The 22,653-nt window shown below is 59.9% G+C and carries 23 protein-coding genes; 14 read left to right on the plus strand and 9 right to left on the minus strand.

Features of this window, described 5'->3' with window-relative positions; genetic code table 11:
- Positions 1–61: 61 nt before the first annotated feature.
- The 3 genes from pepN to Q1A34_RS04700 are packed head-to-tail and all read left to right on the plus strand — an operon-like array spanning position 62 to position 3,781.
- A complete protein-coding gene (gene pepN / locus Q1A34_RS04690) occupies positions 62–2,614 on the plus strand; it encodes an aminopeptidase N (protein ID WP_300031417.1) in 2,553 nt (850 codons plus the stop codon).
- Positions 2,614–3,354: an SDR family oxidoreductase gene (locus Q1A34_RS04695; protein WP_300031420.1), complete on the plus strand. Its 741-nt coding sequence runs from the start codon at positions 2,614–2,616 to the stop codon at positions 3,352–3,354. The genes pepN and Q1A34_RS04695 overlap by 1 nt, the downstream gene beginning before the upstream one ends.
- Positions 3,344–3,781 carry a hypothetical protein gene (locus Q1A34_RS04700; RefSeq protein ID WP_300031425.1) on the plus strand — a complete coding sequence of 146 codons (438 nt, stop codon included), beginning with the start codon at positions 3,344–3,346 and terminating at the stop codon, positions 3,779–3,781. Before Q1A34_RS04695 ends, Q1A34_RS04700 begins: the two co-directional genes overlap by 11 nt.
- Positions 3,782–3,792: 11 nt before the next feature.
- Here Q1A34_RS04700 and Q1A34_RS04705 read toward each other — a convergent pair whose 3' ends face one another.
- Positions 3,793–4,422 carry a transglycosylase SLT domain-containing protein gene (locus tag Q1A34_RS04705; RefSeq protein ID WP_300031427.1) on the minus strand — a complete coding sequence of 210 codons (630 nt, stop codon included), beginning with the start codon at positions 4,420–4,422 and terminating at the stop codon, positions 3,793–3,795.
- A gap of 392 nt (positions 4,423–4,814) precedes the next feature.
- Between Q1A34_RS04705 and Q1A34_RS04710 the strand changes: the two genes are divergently transcribed.
- The 3 genes from Q1A34_RS04710 to gatB all read left to right on the plus strand — a co-directional run bounded on the left by Q1A34_RS04710 (position 4,815) and on the right by gatB (position 8,047).
- Positions 4,815–5,957, plus strand: coding sequence for a hypothetical protein (locus Q1A34_RS04710; protein WP_300031429.1), 1,143 nt, complete (start codon positions 4,815–4,817; stop codon positions 5,955–5,957).
- Positions 5,958–5,986: 29 nt separating this feature from the next.
- Positions 5,987–6,457, plus strand: a complete 471-nt coding sequence (locus tag Q1A34_RS04715; RefSeq protein ID WP_300031433.1) for a hypothetical protein — start codon at positions 5,987–5,989, stop codon at positions 6,455–6,457.
- Positions 6,458–6,535: 78 nt separating this feature from the next.
- Positions 6,536–8,047, plus strand: coding sequence for an Asp-tRNA(Asn)/Glu-tRNA(Gln) amidotransferase subunit GatB (gatB, locus tag Q1A34_RS04720; protein WP_300031436.1), 1,512 nt, complete (start codon positions 6,536–6,538; stop codon positions 8,045–8,047).
- Between the two features lie 16 nt (positions 8,048–8,063).
- Here gatB and Q1A34_RS04725 read toward each other — a convergent pair whose 3' ends face one another.
- From Q1A34_RS04725 to Q1A34_RS04735, 3 genes are read right to left on the minus strand one after another with little or no spacing between them, the layout of a single operon-like run.
- Positions 8,064–8,384, minus strand: a complete 321-nt coding sequence (locus tag Q1A34_RS04725) for a hypothetical protein (protein WP_300031439.1) — start codon at positions 8,382–8,384, stop codon at positions 8,064–8,066.
- Entirely contained in the window at positions 8,369–8,686 is a 318-nt protein-coding gene (locus tag Q1A34_RS04730; RefSeq protein WP_300031442.1) for a helix-turn-helix transcriptional regulator, read from the minus strand. Before Q1A34_RS04730 ends, Q1A34_RS04725 begins: the two co-directional genes overlap by 16 nt.
- Before the next feature lie 4 nt (positions 8,687–8,690).
- Positions 8,691–9,065 (minus strand): hypothetical protein, encoded by a 375-nt coding sequence (locus tag Q1A34_RS04735; RefSeq protein ID WP_300031445.1) that lies wholly within the window; start codon positions 9,063–9,065, stop codon positions 8,691–8,693.
- A gap of 171 nt (positions 9,066–9,236) precedes the next feature.
- Between Q1A34_RS04735 and Q1A34_RS04740 the strand changes: the two genes are divergently transcribed.
- Positions 9,237–9,683, plus strand: coding sequence for a thioesterase family protein (locus Q1A34_RS04740; RefSeq protein ID WP_300031448.1), 447 nt, complete (start codon positions 9,237–9,239; stop codon positions 9,681–9,683).
- 75 nt (positions 9,684–9,758) lie between these two features.
- Positions 9,759–10,307, plus strand: a complete 549-nt coding sequence (locus Q1A34_RS04745) for a DUF4177 domain-containing protein (protein ID WP_300031450.1) — start codon at positions 9,759–9,761, stop codon at positions 10,305–10,307.
- Between the two features lie 9 nt (positions 10,308–10,316).
- On the opposite strand, the gene Q1A34_RS04750 is transcribed toward Q1A34_RS04745, so the two are convergent.
- On the minus strand, positions 10,317–10,574 hold the full coding sequence (locus tag Q1A34_RS04750) for a BolA family transcriptional regulator (RefSeq protein WP_300031453.1): 258 nt from the start codon (positions 10,572–10,574) through the stop codon (positions 10,317–10,319).
- Between the two features lie 75 nt (positions 10,575–10,649).
- On the opposite strand from Q1A34_RS04750, the gene Q1A34_RS04755 reads away from it, so the two are divergent.
- The 6 genes from Q1A34_RS04755 to Q1A34_RS04780 all read left to right on the plus strand — a co-directional run bounded on the left by Q1A34_RS04755 (position 10,650) and on the right by Q1A34_RS04780 (position 17,227).
- Positions 10,650–11,276: a J domain-containing protein gene (locus Q1A34_RS04755; RefSeq protein WP_300031455.1), complete on the plus strand. Its 627-nt coding sequence runs from the start codon at positions 10,650–10,652 to the stop codon at positions 11,274–11,276.
- A gap of 121 nt (positions 11,277–11,397) precedes the next feature.
- Positions 11,398–12,384: a cobaltochelatase subunit CobS gene (cobS, locus tag Q1A34_RS04760; RefSeq protein ID WP_300031457.1), complete on the plus strand. Its 987-nt coding sequence runs from the start codon at positions 11,398–11,400 to the stop codon at positions 12,382–12,384.
- A gap of 3 nt (positions 12,385–12,387) precedes the next feature.
- Positions 12,388–13,071 carry an aspartate/glutamate racemase family protein gene (locus Q1A34_RS04765; RefSeq protein WP_300031460.1) on the plus strand — a complete coding sequence of 228 codons (684 nt, stop codon included), beginning with the start codon at positions 12,388–12,390 and terminating at the stop codon, positions 13,069–13,071.
- Between the two features lie 13 nt (positions 13,072–13,084).
- Positions 13,085–14,962, plus strand: a complete 1,878-nt coding sequence (cobT, locus tag Q1A34_RS04770) for a cobaltochelatase subunit CobT (protein WP_300031463.1) — start codon at positions 13,085–13,087, stop codon at positions 14,960–14,962.
- A 56-nt stretch (positions 14,963–15,018) separates the two neighbouring features.
- Complete coding sequence (locus Q1A34_RS04775; protein WP_300031466.1) at positions 15,019–16,809, plus strand: aminopeptidase P family protein; 1,791 nt, start codon at positions 15,019–15,021, stop codon at positions 16,807–16,809.
- A gap of 73 nt (positions 16,810–16,882) precedes the next feature.
- Positions 16,883–17,227 carry a DUF427 domain-containing protein gene (locus Q1A34_RS04780; RefSeq protein ID WP_300032351.1) on the plus strand — a complete coding sequence of 115 codons (345 nt, stop codon included), beginning with the start codon at positions 16,883–16,885 and terminating at the stop codon, positions 17,225–17,227.
- Positions 17,228–17,234: 7 nt separating this feature from the next.
- On the opposite strand, the gene Q1A34_RS04785 is transcribed toward Q1A34_RS04780, so the two are convergent.
- The 4 genes from Q1A34_RS04785 to lpxC form a co-directional block, all read right to left on the minus strand.
- Complete coding sequence (locus tag Q1A34_RS04785) at positions 17,235–18,920, minus strand: chloride channel protein (protein ID WP_300031469.1); 1,686 nt, start codon at positions 18,918–18,920, stop codon at positions 17,235–17,237.
- Between the two features lie 49 nt (positions 18,921–18,969).
- Positions 18,970–20,619 (minus strand): DNA repair protein RecN, encoded by a 1,650-nt coding sequence (gene recN / locus Q1A34_RS04790; RefSeq protein ID WP_300031472.1) that lies wholly within the window; start codon positions 20,617–20,619, stop codon positions 18,970–18,972.
- Between the two features lie 31 nt (positions 20,620–20,650).
- The gene (locus tag Q1A34_RS04795; RefSeq protein WP_300031474.1) at positions 20,651–21,517 is read right to left on the minus strand and encodes an outer membrane protein assembly factor BamD; all 867 of its coding nucleotides are present in this window, start codon (positions 21,515–21,517) and stop codon (positions 20,651–20,653) included.
- A 135-nt stretch (positions 21,518–21,652) separates the two neighbouring features.
- Positions 21,653–22,576: a UDP-3-O-acyl-N-acetylglucosamine deacetylase gene (gene lpxC / locus Q1A34_RS04800; RefSeq protein WP_300031476.1), complete on the minus strand. Its 924-nt coding sequence runs from the start codon at positions 22,574–22,576 to the stop codon at positions 21,653–21,655.
- Positions 22,577–22,653 lie beyond the last annotated feature (77 nt).

Genomic DNA, 22,653 nt, shown 5'->3' on the forward strand with positions numbered 1-22,653 from the left:
CCTGTCACCACCCTAACGTCCGCCTGTCGATATTTGTTCCCACAAAACCGGACAGAACCCTATGCGAGACGCAGCACCAGATACTATTTACCTCAAGGATTACAAACCTTTCGGATACAATGTAAAAACAGTCGAGCTGACTTTTACCCTGCATCCCAACCGCACGAGCGTCCAGAGCAGGATCACCTTTGAGCCGCGCCCGGGCGAGGATCCAACCTTTTTTCTGCATGGCGAAAACCTGCAGCTGGTCTCTGCGCGGATCGACGGCGCCCCGGTCTCGCCGGATGTAACCCCGGAAGGACTGACCTGCGATGTCCCGGACGCCCCGTTTGTCTGGGAAGCAGAAGTGATCATCGACCCCGCCAATAACACGGCGCTTGAAGGGCTTTACATGTCCAACGGAATGTATTGCACCCAGTGTGAGGCCGAGGGTTTTCGCAAAATAACCTACTACCCGGACCGCCCGGATGTCATGAGCACCTTTACCGTGCGTATCAATGGCCCCCACCCTGTGCTGCTGTCCAATGGCAACCCGGTCAGCCGGTCGGAAAACTTTGCCGAATGGCACGATCCCTGGCCCAAGCCTGCCTATCTTTTTGCGCTGGTTGCCGGTGAGCTGGTGAACCACCCCGGTGCGTTCACAACGATGTCCGGCCGCGAGGTTGAACTGAACCTCTGGGTGCGTCCCGGCGACGAGGGCAAATGCGCCTTTGGCATGCAGGCCCTGAAAGACAGCATGAAGTGGGATGAGGACGTCTACGGGCGCGAATACGACCTCGATATCTTCAATATCGTGGCGGTGGACGACTTCAACATGGGCGCGATGGAGAATAAAGGCCTTAATGTCTTCAACTCTTCTGCTGTTCTGGCCTCACCCGAAACATCGACCGATAATAATTTTGAACGCATAGAAGCCATCATCGCACATGAGTACTTTCACAACTGGACAGGTAACCGGATCACCTGCCGCGACTGGTTCCAGCTTTGCCTGAAAGAGGGCCTGACGGTATATCGTGACAGCCAGTTCACCTCTGACATGCGCTCAGCTTCTGTCAAAAGGATCAGTGACGTCATCGATCTGCGGGGCCGTCAGTTTGCCGAAGACCAGGGGCCCCTGTCGCACCCTGTCCGGCCGGAAAGCTTTCAGGAAATCAACAACTTTTACACAGCGACCGTCTATGAAAAAGGTGCCGAGGTCATCGGCATGCTGCGCAGTCTGGTCGGGGCTGAGGCCTACAGCAAGGCGGTCTCGCTCTATTTCGACCGGCACGACGGTCAGGCCTGCACAATCGAAGACTGGCTGAGGGCCTTTGAGGATGTCACCGGACGTGATCTGACCCGGTTCAAACGCTGGTACAGCCAGGCAGGCACGCCCGAGCTGTCGATGGAAGACGCCTGGAATGCGGGCACCTATACGCTTACATTTACCCAGTCTCTTAAACCTTCGGCCACGACGCCTGATCCAAAGCCACAGGTCATTCCGATCGCCACCGGTCTGCTCGCGCCGGATGGCTCGGAAGTGGTTCCGACGCGCATCCTTGAGCTGACCGAAGAAACGCAAAGCTTTACGTTTGAAGGGCTTGCTGACAGGCCTGTGCCTTCGGTACTGCGCGGATTTTCCGCGCCGGTTGTCCTCAAAAGCAGCCTGCCGGACAGTCAGCGCGCCTTTCTGCTGGCCCATGACACTGACCCCTTCAACCGCTGGGAAGCCGGGCGCAACATCGCGCGCGACAGTCTGCTGAACACGATCCGCACGGGCGCGGCCCCTGATCCGGACTACCTCAATGGCATTCGGACAGTCCTGAGCGATGACAGGCTTGATCCCGCATACCGTGCCCTGATGCTCGGCCTGCCGGGTCAGAATGATCTGGCCACTGCGCTGCACAATGATGGCGACGTGCCCGATCCGGATGCAATCTGGGCTGCGACAGAAGCACTGCGGGGGGCACAGGCACTGCACATGGCCGATCTGCTGCCCGTTGTGCTCGAAGCGCATCAGGTGACTGAAGCCTACCGCCCGGATGCCGCGCAGACCGGACGCCGCGCGCTGGCAAACGGGATGCTCAGCCTGCTCTCGCGGCTGGACGGCGGCGCGCGGGCCGCGGAACAGTTTGCCGCAGCAGACAACATGACACAGCAACTGGCAGCGCTTTCCGTCATGCTGCGGGCGGGCAACGGCGCCGAGGCCCTGAAAGCATTTGAAACCCAGTGGACGTCTGACCGCCTCGTCATGGACAAATGGTTCGGACTGCAGGTCATTCAGTCAGACCCAGGTGATACTGCTGCAACGGCGCAGGCCCTGACGGACCACCCCGATTTCAACTGGAAGAACCCAAACCGGTTCCGCGCCGTTTTCGGATCACTTGCCATGCATCACGCTGGTTTTCACGCTGCCGACGGTTCGGGCTACCGGCTGCTGGCAGACTGGCTGATCCGCCTGGACCCTGTGAACCCCCAGACAACGGCACGCATGTGCTCTGCCTTTCAGACATGGCGGCGCTATGATGCGGACCGCCGGGCGCTGATCGCAGAGCAGCTGGATCGCATATTGTCTGGTCCGGACCTGTCCCGCGATACACGTGAGATGCTGACACGCATAAGAGGAAACACCTGATGAAACCTGTTGTACTGATCACCGGCGGCTCCAGCGGCATCGGCGCGGCCTGCGCACAGATCGCGGCAGAGCGCGGCTGGAACATCGCGCTGAACTATCGCAGCAGCACTGCGGATGCGGAAACGGTTGCAGAAAGCTGCCGTGCTGCCGGTGCCGATGTTCTGCTGTGTCAGGGGGACGTTTCAGACCCCGCTGCAGTCACCGCTGTTTACGGTCAGCTGGATGCGCATTTCGGCAGGCTGGATGCGCTGATCAACAATGCAGGCATCGTGGATCAGACAGCGCGCCTGGTTGATATGGATCATGCCCGCCTGCACCGAATGTTCAGTGTGAACGTTGTCGGCGCGATGCTGGTTGCCAAAGAGGCCGTTTTGCGGATGCAGGCAGCCGGTAACGGCGGCAGTATCGTGAACATCTCCTCTGCCGCCGCACGGCTGGGATCCGGGAACCAGTATGTTGACTATGCCGCGTCCAAGGCGGCGATCGATTGCTTTACCAAAGGGTTGTCCGACGAGGTTTCAGGCGAAAATATCCGCGTTATGGCAGTCCGGCCGGGGCTGATCGAAACCGAACTGCATGCCAAGGGCGGTGAGCCGGGCCGCGCGGACCGCCTGGCCCATATGGTTCCGATGAAGCGAAAAGGGTCGGCAGAAGAGGTCGCGCTGGCAATCATGTGGCTGCTGTCTGATGAGGCAAGCTATGTCACCGGCTCCACGCTGGATGTGACGGGTGGACGCTGAGCCGTTCACCTATCACCGTCAGGGACGCAGCTATACCGCACTGATCACCCTTGTGTCGATCTGGAGCGTACTTGTTGTGATCACCCTTTTGCTCGATGCGGCGCTCTGGCTGGTCGGGCTATTGGCGCTCTTTACGTTTCCTGCGCTGCTGGAATTTGTGCGTAACCCCGCAGCCGGGCTTGTCATGGACGCCTCAGGTATCCGCTGGCACACTGGCAGGCGATCCGCCTCTGTAACGCTGGAGGAGATCGAAAAAGTGCGGCTCGACACACGGCTCGACTTTTCGGTCCGTGTCACGCTCATCCTGACGGGCGGTCAGCGCCTGCGCCTGCCCTACGAGGCCACGCCGCCGCATCAGGCTTTTGAAACCGCCCTGCATGCTCGCGGCATCAAAACCGAACGCCATCACTTTTCCCTCATCGGCTGAAGAGCCCGCTTTCAGCGTTCTTCTCGCTTTTTCGGGCGGCGGCTCGTTTTGGCAGGAATGGTGCAATAAGGCTGGGTGCGCAGCCAGGCGGCCATTTCTTCGCGCTTGGGCGCACTCCGCATCGGACCCCAGTCGGCTGCCACGCCCTTGCCCCCACGCCCATAGATCACGCCGTCGCGCGGCACAGTGACGGCCATAATTCGGATCGCGCAACTGAGGTTGTCCCCACCGGCTTTCAGCGCTTCGCCAGACCGTGCCCGACAGCCGTATCCGCGTGCTGTTCCGGGCGAAATCTGCAACAGACCAAACCACCTGCCGCCGCCACCGACGGCCCGGGGTTTCCAGGTGCTTTCATAACGTGCCAGCGCCGACAGAAAGCCAACCCAGAAAGCCTCACGCGCTTCGGTGTCTGCGTCCGGGTAGTGTGGGCACCAGCTGCCAACATCGGCCGGGACGGTCTGAGGCAGCGCCTGACCATGACTGCGCAGCGCCTGCAGTGCGGCGGCATTCCATTGCGCCCGCTGCGGTTTGTGGCTCCAGCGCATCGCGGGCAGCGCGTTGTCGTCTGATGCCTGTGCCTGCGTGGGCACGACAGGCGCTGTCAGAAAAAGCGACAGCAGGGGAATAAGGATCCATTTCATCTGTGCACTCTGCGCCGAAATTTACGGGCTGGGCAAGCGGCAGCAGACGGTTGGCGCAATTCTGCCGAAACAATAAAACGACGGCGCTGACACCGTTTACAGGGCGGCAACAATCGTGCCTGGAGTTCCAATAAGGACGCGCAATCATCGGCATATCACCGCGTCAACGCCTTGTTTCAGCCTGAATACCGGAGCATGATTACACCGTACCCAGTAATCGGAATGTTTAAATGTCTTTCTTGTCCCTGTTTTCGGGAATCCGGTCCCGTTTGGCGGATAGTACGGCGCGCTCGCGCCGCTCTGAGCCAGCGCATGAACAGTTGTCTTCTGCCTTGCCGCAGCCAGCAGCGGCTGACCGCCCGGACTCGCAGCCAGCCAGCACAGATGAGCCTTTGCAGATTCCCTGCCCGCCCCTGTCGGAAGAAGACAGATGTCGCGGAATACATCAGGATCAGGGCCAGTTTCTGGCCCGCCAGGACCGCTGGGCCGATCTTGCACAGGCGCTGGAACTTGCCGACCAGGACCGGCTGATGACACCCGCCGGCATGCCGGTTGCTGACCTGCTGAGTTTCGGCGCGCGCTCGGATGTCATCATGGCCGTCGAACACGCGCTCGCAGATGCCCGGACAGCTGACAGCCCCGCCCTGCTGGACGGCATCGGGGCGTTGGAGGAGCTGCTGGCTGAAACACCGGACTGCCCCTGGCGCGCGGCGACCGTTGCAATGGCCCATATCGACACCGGATGGCTGTGGCGTGGAACAGGCTGGCAGACGCAGGTACCCGACAGCAACCTTGAAGCATTCGCGGCCCACTTTGACCGCGCCCGGGACATTCTTGAACGTTTCCAGACCCAGCGGGCGGCATCCCCCTTTCTGAATGCGGCATGGTGCGCACTGCACGGTGCTGGAGGTCATCATCCTGACCGGATCAGCAGGGACTTTGAAACGCTGATTGATCTGAACCCGCTCAACCCCGCGCCGATGCGTGCGCTGGGGAACTATATGTCGCCCAGATGGTTTGGTTCCTACGAAAAACTGGAACTGGAGGCGCGTCGCACCGCAGCCCGGCTCTTGCCTGAATGGGGGGCCGGCGGTTATACTTGGGTCATGATGGATGCGCTGGCCGGGGATGATGAGGCCTGCGCACGTGTGGATACCGAGTTCCTGATCGAGGGCCTTGCCGACATCCTGGAGAGGCGCCCCGATCAGCATACTGTCAATCTGATGGCGTCCTGGTGCATGAATACAATTGGCTGGCAGGACGGCGCGGATAGTGAGGCAAATGCCGTGCGCCGCAGGATTGCGGCCTGCTCGGACTGGATTGTGCGCAGGCACATGACAGAGCTGCACCCGCTGATTTGGGCCCATGCGGCCCGCGGGTTTGACAACAACCTTCGCGTGGGATCTGCGCGCAGGTTTGCAGCAGCCGGACAGGAAGACGCTGTCAGATTGCTGAGACATATTTTCAGACGAGAGATTGACGAGGGGATGAAGATTGTTTTCACCGATGACGGGCCTGTCACAAAACAGGCTTAGAAGGTGACGAAGGCAAGAAGGAGGATACCATGACGACTATTCCCGCAGATGCCGCACACTGGGATACCGGGGACTGGATTGAGTGGCACAGAACACCGGATTCAGTTGTTCAGGCACCATGTTCCGCCGCGAGCGATACAGGTGCCCGGCTGATGGCACTCGAAGTCAGCCTTCTGCGCAGCGCCCGCGTGCATTTTCACCTGACCGGTGACCACCTGCCCGTCTACGAGGCCATCGCCAGGGTCCATGCGGCTCTGCACTACGATGTGCCGCTTGACCGCAGCCGCGCCCAGGATGTGCTGACGCTGGTTCTGCCCCCCATGGGCCCGGGTAATACCGTGACGGTTGATCTGTCTCACGCCTTCAGGTCGCTGCTGGTTGTTCGTATCCGCGACAACTTTACAACCGAATCCCGGATGTGTCCGCGCGCTGAGCTGCGCACAGGCGGCAGCACAAAATCAGCCCGTGTCAGCTGGGCGTCTCTGCCGGATCGTTCCTGATACGGCAGGTCTTGCAGACATACACCTGCTGGCCTAAGACGACGTCACCTTTGTTCAGGACATCAGGGACACCGCGCTATGCTCGACCTTACATACGACACTCCAAAACCCAAAGTGATCGCCGGCGCGAAACATGACTGGGAACTGGTGATCGGGATGGAGGTGCACGCGCAGGTCACATCCAACGCCAAACTCTTTTCCGCGGCCTCGACCAAATTTGGCGCAGAGCCCAACAACAACGTCTCTTTTGTCGACGCGGCGATGCCTGGCATGCTGCCGACGATCAACGAATACTGCGTGGAACAGGCCGTGCGCACGGGCCTTGGCCTCAAGGCGAAAATCAATCTCGAAAGCGCATTCGACCGCAAAAATTACTTTTATCCCGACCTGCCGCAGGGCTATCAGATTTCCCAGCTTTACCACCCGATCGTGGGCGAAGGTGAAGTGCTGGTTGAAATGGGCGACGGCACGGCCCGTCTCGTGCGCGTTGAACGCATTCACCTCGAGCAGGACGCCGGCAAATCCATCCACGACATGGATCCGAACATGTCCTTTGTCGATCTGAACCGCACGGGCGTGGCACTGATGGAGATCGTCTCGCGCCCTGACATCCGCGGCCCTGAAGAAGCGGCCGCGTACCTTGGAAAGCTGCGGCAGATCCTGCGGTATCTGGGAACATGCGACGGGAATATGCAGTCCGGCTCGATGCGTGCGGATGTGAACGTGTCCGTCTGTCGCCCGGGCCAGTATGAAAAATACCAGGCCACGCAGGATTTCAGCCATCTGGGCACGCGCTGCGAGATCAAAAACATGAACTCGATGCGCTTTATCCAGCAGGCGATTGATGTCGAGGCCCGCCGCCAGATCGCGATTGTGGAAGCCGGTGGTGAGATCGAACAGGAAACCCGGCTCTATGATCCGGACCGCAATGAAACCCGCTCCATGCGGTCCAAGGAGGAAGCGCATGACTACCGCTATTTTCCGGACCCCGATCTGCTGCCTCTCGTGATTGAGCAGGCGTGGGTTGACGACATCGGCGCGAACCTGCCGGAACTGCCCGACGCTAAAAAAGCACGATTTATCAGCGAATTCGGCCTGAGCGACTATGACGCCTCAGTGCTGACGGCTGATCTGGACTCCTCTGGCTACTTTGAGGCGGTAGCACAGGGGCGCGACGGAAAATCGGCTGCGAACTGGGTGATCAATGAACTGTTCGGCCGTCTGAAAAAGGACGATCGCGACATCACGGACAGCCCTGTCTCCCCCGCTCAGCTGGGCGGTATCATTGATCTCATCGCATCGGATGCCATTTCCGGCAAAATCGCCAAAGATCTCTTTGAGATCGTCTATTCTGAGGGCGGTGACCCGGCAAAAATCGTCGAAGAGCGCGGCATGAAACAGGTTACCGACACCGGTGCCATCGAAGCTGCCGTCGACGAGATCATCGCGGCCAATCCCGAACAGGTTGCCAAAGCCCAGGAAAATCCAAAGCTGGCAGGCTGGTTCGTGGGCCAGGTGATGAAAGCGACCGGTGGCAAGGCCAACCCCAAAGCTGTGAACCAGCTGGTGGCCCAAAAACTCAAAGGCTGAGGCCGAGGCACGAGTTTCAGCTGAACACCCGCAGAACAGCGGATCCGAGCAGCAACCCGTAGCCAACCCGCAGACATAATTCGTCCATGCGGCGCCACTGCGCGACACGGCCTGCTGCGTCTTTTTCCAGTTCGTGAGCAATCACGTCCAGCGCACTGGTATCGCCCTGTTGCGCGCGTGACTGTACCAGCCCTTCTATCCGGGCCAGTGTCTTTTTGTTGAAATTCAGGGAGAAAGCAGGAACCGCCAGCAAACCGATGCCAAGCGCACTCGCCGCGTTGAGGACAGTCTGATCGGTCAGAAATGCGATGATACAGCCGCTCAGATCACCGCACACATTTCATTCCCGGACACTTCTTCGGCGTCATCCTGAAACGGCACGATCTTGAGCCGCGCACCGCAGGCGTGGAAATATCTGGAACAGGACTGAATTTCCGGCAAAGCGCCCGTTGCGGCTTCCATCTTGGAAATATGTGACTGCGATAACCCACTGCGTTCTGCAAGCTCCACCTGCGTCAGACCCGCCTTTTTACGTAAAGACCGGAACAGCAACGCCATGTCCCGCTTTGCCTTGTTCCGGTCGTAGGATTCCGCAAGCTCCGGATCCTCTGCAAAAAGCATGTTTTTCAGTTGGTTCACAGGATCACTCCCATTCTTTTTCAACAAGGTTTCGATGACGCACAACCAGATCCCGCGCGGCATCACAGGCATTTCGCGCCGCAACAACCCCATGCAGCATCAGTGGCGGCGGACCCGACACCGCCAGTTCGAGCGATACGGCCAGCCGGTGACCTTTGCACTCGGGGATCACCACGGCAAAGACCACACACCCGCCCGACAGCCTGCCACAGCGTTCCGAAGTATCGGGGTCATTCGATCTCAGCTCCTTTTCGAGCATCAGAATGTTTTCGCGGCAAGGTATGGACAGATGCCGCATGCTATCCACCAGTTCGGCCTGGTGATCAGGCGGAAAGCGGATGTCTCTGTTCAGGTACTGTTTGTATATATCTGGATGCATATGTTGTCAAGTATATATGTACTATTGTGCATACCGGCCTGCTCGTGCGGGCGCCGCACATCCGGTTTCTTTTCCTTTTACCCGTCCGCCACGAAAATGGTAGGGATCAATCTGTTGACCCCCTTTGCACAAGGCAGATTAATGCAGGCCGCTCCTTTCAGATCCTCCCTGATGCCCGTCCGACCCGAATGGACGGACTATAACGGTCATATGAACATGGCCTATTATTCGGTGCTCTTTGATGAGGCCGCGGATCAGATTTATCCCGACATCGGCTTTGGGCCCGACTATCAGAAAACGGGTTTCACGACCTATACTGCCGAGTTTCACATCTGCTATCTGCGTGAACTGCACGAAGGCGACAAAGTGAACGTCACACTGCAACTGGTTGATTATGATGAAAAACGCTTTCACACCTGGCAGGAAATCTGGCACGAGGACGGCTGGTGCGCTGCGACCGGTGAAGCCATGGGCCTGCACATTGATCAGTCAGGACCGCGCGTTTCCCCGATGCCGCCTGAAATCCTGGAACGGCTGAAAAAGATGCACGCCGAACACAGCAGATTTCCCAGGCCACAAGGCGCAGGTCGCAGCATCGGAATCCCCCGGAAAAAGTGAACCTCTCCGGCACCTTATACCTGGGGTTGACCTCTCTTTCCGGACCAGCCGTCCGGTGCTATAATCTCACAAAAATTGCCGGAGACGACACCGATGCCACAGTACGAATACCGGGTCATCCCAGCGCCGGCTGGTGCGCAAAAACCGCGTGGCATCACATCAACTGCGACACGCGTTGCCAACGCGCTCCAGACACTGATGAACGATATGGGTATGCGCGGCTGGGAATATCAGCGCGCGGAGACGCTGCCGGGTGGCGACACGGGCAGCGAACCTGAAACCAAACAGACCCTTCTGATTTTCCGTCGTCCGGTCGCAGCAAAATCACCTCTTGTGCTTCAGGCCGCCGAACGTCTGTCGACGCCGCCGCCTCGCAAACCCGGCCTGGCCAAAACGACGCCAGCTGATGACAAAGTGCCGGATGTCGTTGCAAAAGCAATACCCGGCAGGCCACGCCCTGCATGGACACGACCGGCAGGCCCACAGGACGATGCCTCGGGCAGCGAAGGCGCCGCGCGCATGTTGCAGGACAACGGTGTCGAGGACTTCAGTGAGGTCTCCGGCCTCACCAACTCGCTGCTGCAACTGGCAGCGGCAAGAAAATCATCAAATTCAGCGGGGTAAAGCCTGCTCTTAAACGTCTGCATCAATTGCAAGCGCATGAATCTGGCCGATCAGATCTGGCCCGAGCGCTGCATGAATGGCGCGGTGACGCGCGATCCGTGACATTCCCTGAAAGGACCCGGCCCGTATCAGAACGTTAAAATGGCTCTCGACACCTTCAGTAAAACCAGCGTGTCCGCGGTGACTTTCCGTGTCATCCACCACTTCCAGCCTGTCCGGACTGAACGCTTTGTTCAGTCTTTCCTCAATCTCCTGTCGTTTCGACATTTTTTTAGCTCAGCCCCCTTCAATCTTTCCGTGCACAGTCTAAACTAAGCGGCCTCGACTCGTATAGGTGCCAAGATGCGTAAACCCGATCCCTTCGGATTCGACATGTCCGTTTCTTCTTCAAAAAAGAAAAATCCGCGTGGCAGACGCGGTATGTCCGGGGCGTCCGAGACGTCCACACGCATCTGCGATCATGATGGGTGCGAAGAGCCCGGCAAATACCGCGCGCCGAAAGCGCCGGATGTGCTGGATGACTTTTTCTGGTTCTGCCAGGCGCACGTTCGGGAATACAATTTGAAGTGGAACTTCTTTGACGGCACCACGGAAGCTGAGCTGAACGCGCAGATGTCCAAGGACAAGGTCTGGGAACGCAACACCAAACCGATGGGCGATCCCGAGGCCCGCGCCTGGGCGCGGCTTGGCATCGAAGACCCCCATCAGGTACTTGGCGCGAACGCCACACAGAACCCTGGACGCGGGCCCCAGGCCGGGCGGCGCCTGCCCCCGACCGAACGCCGTGCACTGGAAATCCTCGAAGCCCGGGACACCTGGACCAAACCCGAGGTGCGCAAGGCGTACAAAGCGCTGATCAAAGTTCTGCACCCGGACATGAACGGCGGCGACCGCAGCCAGGAAGAACAGCTGCAGGAAGTCGTCTGGGCCTGGGATCAGATCAAAGGCAGCCGCAATTTCAAGGACTGATGGCCTAACGGTCACCGGTAACTGGACCGGCCCTTTACCTTGCACCCCGGCGCAATATGTTGCACGAGGTGTCGCGGGCGAAAGGCACCCGTCAAGACGCTCTATCTGAAGGATGAACCCCATGGCCGACGGCGCACTGGACATCAATACAAAACCCACCGAGGAAATCAGCGTACGCGAGGTTTTCGGGATCGACACGGATATGATCGTGAAGGGTTTTGCCGACGGCAGCGACCGGGTGCCCGAGCTTGACAGCACCTACAAATTTGACCCCGACACGACGCTCGCCATCCTCGCAGGCTTTTCGCATAACCGCCGCGTGATGATCCAGGGCTATCACGGTACGGGCAAATCGACGCATATCGAACAGGTTGCATCGCGCCTGAACTGGCCGGCTGTGCGGGTAAACCTCGACAGCCACATCAGCCGGATCGACCTGATTGGTAAAGACGCGATCAAGCTTAAAGATGGCAAACAGGTCACTGATTTCCAGGAAGGCATCCTGCCCTGGGCGCTGCGCAACCCGACCGCAATTGTGTTTGATGAATATGACGCGGGCCGCGCAGACGTGATGTTTGTGATCCAGCGGGTTCTGGAAGTGGACGGCAAGCTGACGCTGCTGGACCAGAACCAGGTGATCACGCCCCACCCCTATTTCCGTATTTTTGCGACCGCGAACACCGTGGGCCTGGGCGACACCACCGGCCTTTATCACGGCACACAGCAGATCAACCAGGGCCAGATGGACCGCTGGTCACTGGTGGCGACGCTCAACTATCTCAGCATTGATGCGGAAACCGCAATCGTTTTGTCCAAAAACCCGCACTACAACACGGAAAAAGGCCGCAAGATCGTCAAACAGATGGTCACCGTCGCGGACCTGACGCGCACAGCCTTTATGAACGGCGACCTGTCCACCGTGATGAGCCCGCGTACTGTAATCGCCTGGGCACAGAACGCCGAAATTTTCCGCAATGTGGGCTATGCGTTCCGCCTGTCGTTCCTGAACAAATGCGACGAGCTCGAGCGCCAGACAGTGGCTGAATTCTACCAGCGTCTGTTTGACGAAGAGCTGCCCGAAAGCGCCGCCAGCGTGAGCCTGGGGTAGTCTATGCACATCGGGTTGATCGGAGGCATCGGCCCGGCAGCCACGGTGGTGTACTATCAGCGGCTGACGGCCCTGATGCGCGAACGCGGGAAAAAGCTGGAACTGACAATTGTTCAGGCCAGCGCGGATGAGCTGGTAGCGAACAACCTGGCAGACAACCGGGCAGAACAGGCCGACATTTATGCCCGTTTGATCGACCGGCTGAAGGCCGCGGGCGCGGATCTTGCAGCGATTACCTCATTGGGTGGGCACTTCTGTTATTCTGAAACAGAAGCAATCAGCGCCCTGCCCCTGGTCAGCGGTGTAACACCGCTGGATGAACACTTTGCCAGTCAGGGGATCAATACCGTCGGTCTGCTGGGCACAGGAGTTGTGATGCGTACGAAACTCTATGGACAGCTGCAGAAAACGCGGGCTGTCGCGCCTGGTGACGATCTTGAGAGTGTCGCGGAGACATACCTGCAGATGGCGTTGAGCGGCAGATGTACTGACGAGAACCGCGCGCTGTTTTTTGACGCAGGCCGGGCTATGACTGTAGAGAACGGCGCGGACGCGATCGTTCTGGCAGGCACCGATCTGGGACTGGCGTTTGACGACCACGACCCGGGGTATAAAGTGATAGATGCACTGGATGTGCATGTGGCCCTGCTGGCCGATCTGGCATCCGGAGAACGGTCTCTGACCTGATAGGAACGGACATATGAGTAAACCGTCTGACAATCCGGCCGATGCGTTCAAAAAGGCGCTCGGCGAAGCGACCAGGGTGATGGCGCACGATCCGGAGCTCACCGTGTCCTATTCAGTGGATCCGGCGGGTCTGTCCGGTGATGCGATGCGTCTGCCGCAGGTGAGCCGCCGCATGACCCGCGAGGAGGTCATGCTGGCGCGTGGGACCGCGGATGCCCTGGCGCTGAACCGCCGCTACCACAATGGCCAGACCCATTCGAAATACGCGCCTCAGGGCGATATGGCGCGCGACCTCTACGAGGCGATGGAAACGGCCCGGTGCGAGGCGATGGGCGCACGGGATATGCCCGGCACGGCCGGCAACATCGACGCCAAAATCGGACATGAGGCGATGCGCAAGGGGTACGGCCAGGTCACGCAGGCTGCTGACGTGCCGCTCGCGGTGGCTGCAGGCTATCTGATCCGGCATCTGGCCACGGGACGCGATCTGCCCGCCGATGCGCAAAACGTCATGGAGCTGTGGCGCGGGTTTATCGAGGATCAGTGTGGTGGCACACTGGAGAACCTTGACGAGACGCTGAGCGATCAGTCAGCCTTTGCAAAGTTTGCCCGCCAGATGATTTCTGATCTGGGATATGGCGACCAGCTGGGGGACGACCCCGACCAGATTGATGAAGACCAGGAAGACGAAGCGGAAGAAGGCACGGATGACGATTCCGAGCCTGACAGCACCGGACAAGATGATCAGGACGAGGAAGAAGCCGAAGGCTCGCCCGAGCAAAGCCAGGAGGAACAACAGGATGCAGCCCAGGCCCAGGTGTCCATGGATGACATGGCCGACCAGGAGATGGGCGACGAGGCGGAGATGCCCGACGGCGAGGCCCCGATGGAGCCTCCTGCTCCGCAGCCTGCCTCGGAAGCTGATCCCGACTACCTTGTCTATATGTCTGACCACGATGAGGAAATCGGTGCCGAAGAGCTGGCCGAACCTGTCGAGCTGGAACGTCTGCGCGCCTATCTCGACCAGCAGCTGGAGCCGCTGAAAGGTGCCGTAAGCCGTCTGGCCAACAAGCTGCAGCGCCGCCTGCAAGCACAACAGAACCGGTCCTGGGAGTTTGATCTGGAAGAAGGCATGCTGGACGCAGGCCGTCTGGCCCGTGTGGTTGCAAATCCGACCACCCCGCTGAGCTTTAAGGTCGAAAAGGACACAGAGTTCCGGGATACAGTGGTTACGCTGCTGCTGGACAACTCCGGCTCCATGCGAGGAAGGCCGATTTCTATCGCAGCAATCTGCGCGGATGTTCTGGCGCGGACGCTGGAGCGCTGCAACGTCAAGGTGGAGATTCTGGGCTTTACCACACGGGCCTGGAAAGGCGGACAGGCACGCGAGGCCTGGCTGAATGAAGGCCGCCCGCAGCAGCCCGGACGTCTGAACGATCTGCGCCATATCATCTATAAATCCGCAGATGCGCCCTGGCGGCGCACCCGACCCAATCTGGGTCTGATGATGAAGGAAGGTCTGCTGAAGGAAAACATCGATGGCGAGGCTCTGGAATGGGCACACCGCCGGATGCTGATGCGCGCAGAGGCGCGGAAAATCCTTATGGTCATTTCCGACGGCGCACCTGTGGATGACAGCACGCTGTCGGTAAACCCGGCGAACTATCTGGAAAAACACCTGCGCGATGTGATCGCTATGGTGGAAAAACGCCGCGCCGTGGAATTGCTCGCCATTGGCATCGGCCATGATGTGACCCGGTACTATGACCGCGCGGTAACGATCACGGATGTCGATCAGCTCGCCGGTGCCATGACAGAACAGCTGGCAGCACTGTTTGACAGCAATCCACGGGCCCGGGCCCGCATTATGGGTACCAGGCGCGCGGGCTGATCCTGTGGGACGCTCCGCGGGGGATATTTAACGCCAGAAGAAACGGGGGCTGGGCAATGTTTCAGAGTTTCAAAGTCACTGCACGTCCGGAACAGGGACCGCCCCGGCTGGCCGCGCTGCGCCGGGTTCTGTTGGCCGAAGATCTGGACGGGTTTTTCGTGCCCCGGGCCGACGCCCATCAGGGGGAATATGTTGCGGCACATGATGAACGACTGGCCTGGTTGACAGGCTTCACCGGCTCTGCCGGCTTTTGCATTGCGCTGCGCGATGTTGCAGGCGTTTTTATTGACGGGCGCTACAGAACCCAGGTCAAATCGCAGGTAGCAGGCGATTACACACCGGTGCCCTGGCCCGATATCAAGCCCGGTGTATGGCTGAAAGACCAGCTGCCCCAGGGCGGCGTGGTGGGCTTTGACGCCTGGCTGCATACCCCTGGTCAGATCGAAGCCCTCGAAAAAGAGCTCAGCGGCAGCGGTATTGAGCTGCGTGCTGTGGACAACCTTGTCGACACCATCTGGGAGGATCAGCCACCGCCCCCGATGGAAAAAGCGCGGATCCATCCGCTGGAATTTGCAGGTGAAAGCCACGCAGACAAGCGCGCGCGTCTGGCAGGCGCGCTGGCAGACGCCGGGCACAGCTCTGCCGTGATCACGCTGCCGGATTCAATCTGCTGGCTGCTGAACATCCGTGGTGCAGACATTCCGCGCAATCCGATTGCCCAGGGGTTTGCCGTCCTGAAAGACAGCGGTCATGTGCATCTGTTTATGGCGGCAGACAAACTGGATGATCTGCAAGATCACCTTGGGTCCGGGGTGAGCGTTCATGACCCGGACCAGCTTTTACAGTTTGTCAGTGCGCTGGAAGGGCCGGTAAGGCTCGACAAAAGCTCTGTGCCGGTGGCAGTGGCAGAGGCTGCTGGTGACAAAGCGGTCTGGGGCGACGAGCCCTGCGCACTGCCCAAAGCCCGAAAGAACACAGCAGAAATTGAGGGCGCTGCCGCAGCCCACCTGCGCGATGGGGCTGCTGTTGCCGAATTGCTGTTCTGGCTGGATGCCCAGGCGCCAGGCACGCTGACCGAAACACAGGTCGTCACGCAGCTGGAAACACTGCGCAGGAACGACAACGCGCTGCAGGACATCAGCTTTGAAACCATCGCAGGCACCGGGCCGCATGGCGCGATCATGCATTACAGGGTGACCGAAGATACCGATGCACAACTGGAAGATGGCCATCTGATCGTCCTGGACAGCGGCGGTCAGTATCTTGACGGGACCACGGATATCACCCGCACCATTGCCATTGGTCAGCCGCCACAGGAGGCCGCCGAAGCCTTTACGCGGGTTTTGCAGGGGATGATCGCCATGAGCCGCCTGCGCTGGCCTGCGGGTCTTGCCGGGCGTGATATTGAGGCGGTCGGACGCATGCCCATCTGGCTGGCCGGACAGGACTTTGATCACGGCCTCGGGCACGGTGTCGGTGCCTATCTGAGTGTACACGAAGGACCGCAACGTCTGAGCCGCGTGAGCCATGTCCCGATCGAGCCTGGCATGATCCTGTCCAATGAGCCCGGATATTACCGCGAGGGTGCTTTTGGCATCCGGATCGAGAACCTGATCGTGGCACAGGAAGCGCCGCACTTGCCGGGGGGCGATGAACACCGCGCGATGCTGACCTGGCGCACGCTGACCTTTGCGCCGATTGACCGGCGGCTGGTGGTGACCGCCCTGCTGACGCCCGCAGAACGGGACTGGCTGAACGCCTACCACGCTGAAGTTGCAGAAAAGATCGGCCCGCGCCTATCGCCGGAGGCAAAAACATGGTTGGATGCAGCAACCGCACCGCTTTGATCCGGAACATGCGACCAACCTGATCCGGAAAGCGCCGCGCATATCGTCAGACGGCAACGGAGAGACATCAGAAATGGCTGCACATATCACGATACGGAAAGCTGAAGGGACCTGGTCTGTTCGCGCGGGCGGCGCTGTTCTGGGCGAAAGCAGCAATGCGCTGGAACTGGTCGAGGGCGACTACCCGCCGGTGATCTATTTTCCGCGTGATGACATCGCCATGGCCTTTCTGGACACGTCAGTTAAGACCACGCACTGCCCCTATAAAGGGGACGCCAGCTATTTTTCGGTTGTGACAAAAAGCACGACGCTGGGCGATGTTGCCTGGTCCTATGAAGCGCCGCTGGAGGCTGTGGATCGCATCAGGGGCCATCTGGCCTTTTACACCAACGGTGATGTAACGGTCGAAGAGATCTGAACCGCTCCTATGAGTGTTCTTCGGCCGCGGTCGCGGCGAGCGCCCGGTTGTACACCTTGAGCGCATCAACATAAAACAGCGCGCCCAGCAGTTTAGGCGGCGTGGCATCTGCGCTGAGCGTCACGACAGGAATGTAGTTCTGGCCTGTCTCGAAGATGGGCATCGCCGCCTCGAGGGTCGCATTCGCGTCGATGTAGATGCCCTCGCCGATCATTTCCCAGCACGCGTCCTCGCTCGCGGCACGCGGATCCTCCGGGCTGCGCATCACACTTCCGACACGAAACATGGCCAGAAGATAGGCCTGCGGACCCGCCGCAAGATGGATGCCGCGCCGCTCCAGCTGCGTGAGAAAGAAACTTCGGTCCACAAGGCGGGACGCAAGCGCCGTAGACATGGATACGGCGACCATCACGGCAAGACCGGTCTGCCAGTCCCCTGTCAGTTCAAAAACGATAAGCGTCGTAGAGATCGGCGCACCCAGAACCGCCGCGGCCACAGCCCCCATGCCGGCAAGCGCATAGAGCGTGTAGGAGCCTGAAACATCGGGGAAAATACCCGTAGCGATCAGCCCGAAACTCAGCCCGGTCAGCGCCCCGACCATCAGCGAAGGCGAAAACACACCGCCTCCCATCCGGCCCGCCATCGTAATCGCCACCGCCACTGTTTTCAGCACGGCAAACACAATCGCGTCCCACAGACCCAGCTGGCCGGTCAGTGCCAGCGACGTCGTCTCGTAGCCGACGCCGATGATATGCGGAAACCAGATCGCCAGCCCCCCCAGCATCGCGCCCGCCACCGCAGGCCGCAGCCAGGCAGGAATATGCAGGCGGTTTTGCAGGACTGTACCGAAATCATCCGACCAGAAGATTGCCTTCATCAGGGCAACTGCGACAAGGCCGGACATCAGCCCGAGCAGCAGGAAAGCTGGCATCTCCTGGTAAAACTGCACCTCACCCGTCGTAGCCAGAGTGAATTCCGTCACCCCACCGAATTCAAGGCGGTTGATCACGGTTCCAGCGGCACTGGCGATCACAATCGGCGCAAAAGCGTGCACGGCGAAATGGCGCAGAACAACCTCCAGCGCAAAAAGCGCCCCTGCGATGGGCGCGTTAAAGCTCGCTGATACTGCGGCGGCGACGGCGCACCCCAGGAGATCCCGGCCCGTTATGCCGTCGGCATGCATACGGCGGTTGACCCAGGTCGAGATCACCGCAGCCAGGTGCACAACGGGCCCTTCTCTGCCACTTGATCCGCCTGTGCCGAGTGTGATCATGGACGCAAGTGCAGAAGCCAGACCGGCGCGCGTTTCCACGCGTCCGTCGTGCATGGCCGCACCGTGGATCACATCCGCGACCGACCGCGCCCGGCCATCTTTTGTAAATGTATTCAGTATGATGCCGACAACAAGACCACCACAGATCGGAATGATCAGGATCATGTACCAGGGCAGAGACTCGGCGAAACTGTGAAGCAACCGCACATCGTCTGTCCCATACAGGGACGTCTGCAGCGCGTTGATGCCCTTGCGAAAGAACAATGCCGCGAAACCAGCGGCGGTGCCGACGGCCAGGGCAATAAACCAGAACTGGATCTGACCAGGCCCCTGCTGACGCAGCACCTCCATGCCCTGTCGGACCGAGCTCCGCGCGCTGTCGAACTGCCGGGCAATCAGGGAGCGTTCTGGCAGTGACATGCTGGTTTTGTTTCCGATCGGTTAGCTGGGAACTGCCGCCTGAAAGCGGTCAGCTGGCAAGAAGCGCCCGAGCCGCACCCCGCGCCTCTTCTGTGATTGTATCGCCTGAAAGCATCCGCGCAATCTCATCCACACGGTCCGCACCGGGTAATGGCGTTACCGTAGAGGTGGTCATGCCCGCCTTTACCCGCTTTTCGACACGCCAGTGGTGCGCACCAAGGGCCGCGACCTGCGGCGAATGCGTGACGACCAGAACCTGACCGCCCTGCGCCAGATCGGACAAACGACGCCCCACAGCATCGGCTGTGGCCCCCCCGACGCCGCGGTCAATCTCGTCAAAGATGATCGTCAGACCGCTTTGCCCGCGGGTCAGGCAGACCTTGAGCGCCAGAAGAAAACGGCTGAGCTCGCCCCCGGATGCGATCCGGTTCAGCGGGCCAGCCGGCGCGCCGGGATTTGTGGCGACACAAAACGCCACAGCGTCACGCCCTTCCGGCCCGGGCGCCTCGGCGCTCAGCGCGGTTTCAAAAACCGCACGCTCCATCTTGAGCGGTGCCAGCTCCGCACTGACTGCCTTGTCCAGCGCGCGCGCCGCTTTGCGTCTGGCCTGTGTCAGATTGCTGGCGGCCTGGTCATAGGCCGCTTCGGCATCTGCCAGCGCGGTACGCAGGGTTTTCAGCTCGGCATCACCCGCATCAAGTGCCGCAAGCCTGCCGCGCAGTTTCTCAGCGAAATCAGCCAGTTCATCCGCCTGGATATCGTGTTTCCTTGCCAGACCACGAATGGCAAACAGGCGCTCTTCCGTGTCTTCCAGCTCTGCGGGATTGAACGACAGATCGTCAATGGCGCCGTTGATACCACTGATCGCCTCGTCCAGTTCAACCATCGCCCGCGACAGCGCAGCCATTGGTGCCTCCAGGCGCCCTTCGGCGTGGGTGGCCGCACCGTCAAGCCAGCGCAACGCCTCTCCCATTGCGGCCTCAGCCCCCTGGTTGCCCAGTATCTCGTGGGCGCGGACAACATCATTCCGGATTTTCTCTGCGCCCTGCATCAGACGGCGCCGCGCGTCGAGTGTTGCTTCCTCACCCGCCTCAGGCGACAAAGCATCCAGCTCTGCCACTGCATGGCGCAGGTATTCTTCTTCTTCACGGATATCAGCAATTGCCTGTTCAGCCGACGCCAGCGCCCTCGCCGCACGGTTCTTTTCGGTCCAGGTTCTGCGCGTCTCGGTTTTTTGCTGTTCCACATCAGCGAATTCATCAAGGATCGCGCGATGCCCTTTTGGATCGAGCAATCCCCTGTCATCGTGCTGACCATGCAGTTCGACCAGCGTCTCTGACAACTGCCGCAGCACTTCACCTGAGCACCGCCGGTCGTTGACCCAGGCCGTTTTGCGACCGTCCTGTGTATTGATCCGACGTAGAATGAGCTCGTCTGAAACCGGCAGTCCGGCTTCCTGGAGCACGCCACGTGCGCGATGATCCGGCCCCAGATCGAACCAGGCTGTCACCTCACCCTGTGCAGCTCCCTGGCGGACGAGGTCCGCACGCCCCCGCCAGCCCAGAACAAAACCCAGCGAATCCAACAGGATGGACTTGCCCGCGCCGGTCTCACCGGTCAGCACATTCAGCCCCGGTTGAAACGCAAGCTCCAGCCGGTCGATGATGAGCATGTTCGAAATATCAAGCCCGCGCAGCATCCGCGTTATCCCGTGTCAGGCCGAAGCCCCGTCAGAGCCAGTCGCCCTTCAGCGTCTGACGATAAACCTGCCTGAGCCAGCCATCGCCTGCCGCCTCGAGGGTCAGGCCCTGACCATTCAGCAGCGCAAAGCTGTCTTCGTACCAATCGGTTGACCGGTAGTTGTATCCAAGGATCGCTCCGGCCGTACGCGCTTCGTTCGTCAGTCCCAGAGACAGATAGGCTTCTACCAGGCGGTGCAGCGCCTCGGGGGTCTGGCTCGTCGTCTGGAAATCCTCAACCACAACCCGGAACCTGTTGATGGCCGCCGAATAGTGATTCCGGCGCAGATAATAGCGTCCGATTTCCATTTCTTTGGCCGCCAGGTGATCAAAAGCCAAATCGAATTTCAGAATAGCCGACCTTGAATATTCGCTGTCCGGATACCGCTCGATCACTTCGCGCAGCGCCTGAAGCGCCTGGAATGTCAGACCCTGATCGCGACCGACCTCATCGATCTGGTCATAATAGCTGAGCGCCAGCAGATACTGGGCATAGGCCGCATCATCATCGTCCGGATAGAAATCAATAAACCGCTGTGCTGCGGAACGGCTGTTGGGATAGTCTTCGTCTGTATGATAGGCAAAAGCCTGCATGATCAGAGCGCGGCGCGCCCAGTCTGAATAGGGGTACAGACGTTCTATCTCGGCAAAGTAAAAGGCCGCTTCCTCGGGTTGCGACCGGTTCAGCTCAAACTCGCCCCGCTCGAAAATCTGCTCAGGCGCATAGGTTTCAAGCGGCACGTCCTGCGGGTTGAAGAAACTGCCGTTTGTCCGGCCAGCAGAATCGCCGCAACCTGCCAGCAGTACACCCAGAAGCACCGCGCCGATCTTCCGCTGATGCGCGCTGAACAAACTCATGCCAGACACCTTCTTCCGCTACCCCGCGTCCACCAAAGTCCGACGCTTCCAGATGGTCCTAACACAGAAAATTTCCATGCAAAACGCCCTTTGCATAACATCTTCTGTTTGTGAGGTATCAAAGCCGGTTCCGGTTCAGGCGACCGCGGGGATTTCATCCCAGACAAGGCCGTAACCGGGCAGGCGCGCGACCTGATCTTTGGAGCAGACCAGCATACGGAACGCGCCCGGTGTCGCAAAAAGCTCACGCAGCAGAGTGTTGGTCAGCGAATGTCCGGCACGCACGCCGGTGTAGTGACCGATCAGCGGCGCACCGGCCAGGGCCAGATCACCCAGCGCGTCGAGCATCTTGTGGCGGACAGGTTCATCAGTATGGCGCAGACCGCCGGGGCTCAGGACCCTGTCACCGTCAAAGACAACGGCGTTCTCACCGGAGTTCCCGCCAAGCGCCAGACCATTTGCGCGCATCGCATCCACATCAGCCTGACGGCAGAACGTGCGGCTGTCGCACAACTCGCGGGCAAAGCTGCCGTTGTTCATAACAAGCGATTTGCGCTGATGACCGATTGCACGATCGGCAAAATCGATCTCGAAATCGATGCGCAGCGTATCGGAAGGCGCCAGCGTCGCCGAAGCGTCACCATCACGCACGGTGACCTCTTTGAGCACTTCAAAGGCACGCACAGGTGCAGGAAGCGTCCGCAATCCGCGCTGCATGATACCGCGCACGAAAGGAGCGGCCGAGCCGTCAAGGATCGGAACCTCGGGGCCATCGATTTCGACCAGAGCGTTGTGCACGCCGCAACCTGCGAGGGCGGCCATCACATGCTCGACGGTCGAGACCTGCAGGCCAGAGCTGTTTTCGATGCGGGTGCACAGCGGCGAACGCAGAACCGCGTCCCAGCGGGCCGGCACGAGCCGGTCACCAACGGACACATCCGTCCGCGAAAACCAGATGCCGTGTTCAGCGCCAGCGGGCCGGATCGTCAGCACAGCCTTTTGGCCGGAGTGGAGTCCCGGACCGGAAAAGCTGACTGGAGATTTGATCGTTGTTTGCACGCTGCCCTCAGAATTCACGCGGGTCTTTTCCCGCTTGAGCCGTAGATACGGGTCCTGCGCCCGGGTCTCAACTCAAT

Origin of the sequence: uncultured Roseobacter sp., from assembly GCF_947491795.1 — a bacterium.
Lineage (GTDB): Bacteria > Pseudomonadota > Alphaproteobacteria > Rhodobacterales > Rhodobacteraceae > Roseobacter.

Bases quoted from the DNA above. Each gene is read 5' to 3' on its own strand.
- cobS (WP_300031457.1), top strand. From the start codon at position 11,398: ATGGCCGACGGCGCACTGGACATCAATACAAAACCCACCGAGGAAATC.
- Q1A34_RS04750 (WP_300031453.1), bottom strand. From the start codon at position 10,574: ATGTCGAAACGACAGGAGATTGAGGAAAGACTGAACAAAGCGTTCAGT.
- Q1A34_RS04765 (WP_300031460.1), top strand. From the start codon at position 12,388: ATGCACATCGGGTTGATCGGAGGCATCGGCCCGGCAGCCACGGTGGTG.
- Q1A34_RS04740 (WP_300031448.1), top strand. From the start codon at position 9,237: ATGCCCGTCCGACCCGAATGGACGGACTATAACGGTCATATGAACATG.
- Q1A34_RS04695 (WP_300031420.1), top strand. From the start codon at position 2,614: ATGAAACCTGTTGTACTGATCACCGGCGGCTCCAGCGGCATCGGCGCG.
- Q1A34_RS04780 (WP_300032351.1), top strand. From the start codon at position 16,883: ATGGCTGCACATATCACGATACGGAAAGCTGAAGGGACCTGGTCTGTT.
- cobT (WP_300031463.1), top strand. From the start codon at position 13,085: ATGAGTAAACCGTCTGACAATCCGGCCGATGCGTTCAAAAAGGCGCTC.
- Q1A34_RS04795 (WP_300031474.1), bottom strand. From the start codon at position 21,517: ATGAGTTTGTTCAGCGCGCATCAGCGGAAGATCGGCGCGGTGCTTCTG.
- Q1A34_RS04775 (WP_300031466.1), top strand. From the start codon at position 15,019: ATGTTTCAGAGTTTCAAAGTCACTGCACGTCCGGAACAGGGACCGCCC.
- Q1A34_RS04735 (WP_300031445.1), bottom strand. From the start codon at position 9,065: ATGCATCCAGATATATACAAACAGTACCTGAACAGAGACATCCGCTTT.
- Q1A34_RS04715 (WP_300031433.1), top strand. From the start codon at position 5,987: ATGACGACTATTCCCGCAGATGCCGCACACTGGGATACCGGGGACTGG.
- pepN (WP_300031417.1), top strand. From the start codon at position 62: ATGCGAGACGCAGCACCAGATACTATTTACCTCAAGGATTACAAACCT.
- recN (WP_300031472.1), bottom strand. From the start codon at position 20,619: ATGCTGCGCGGGCTTGATATTTCGAACATGCTCATCATCGACCGGCTG.
- gatB (WP_300031436.1), top strand. From the start codon at position 6,536: ATGCTCGACCTTACATACGACACTCCAAAACCCAAAGTGATCGCCGGC.
- Q1A34_RS04755 (WP_300031455.1), top strand. From the start codon at position 10,650: ATGCGTAAACCCGATCCCTTCGGATTCGACATGTCCGTTTCTTCTTCA.
- Q1A34_RS04705 (WP_300031427.1), bottom strand. From the start codon at position 4,422: ATGAAATGGATCCTTATTCCCCTGCTGTCGCTTTTTCTGACAGCGCCT.
- Q1A34_RS04785 (WP_300031469.1), bottom strand. From the start codon at position 18,920: ATGTCACTGCCAGAACGCTCCCTGATTGCCCGGCAGTTCGACAGCGCG.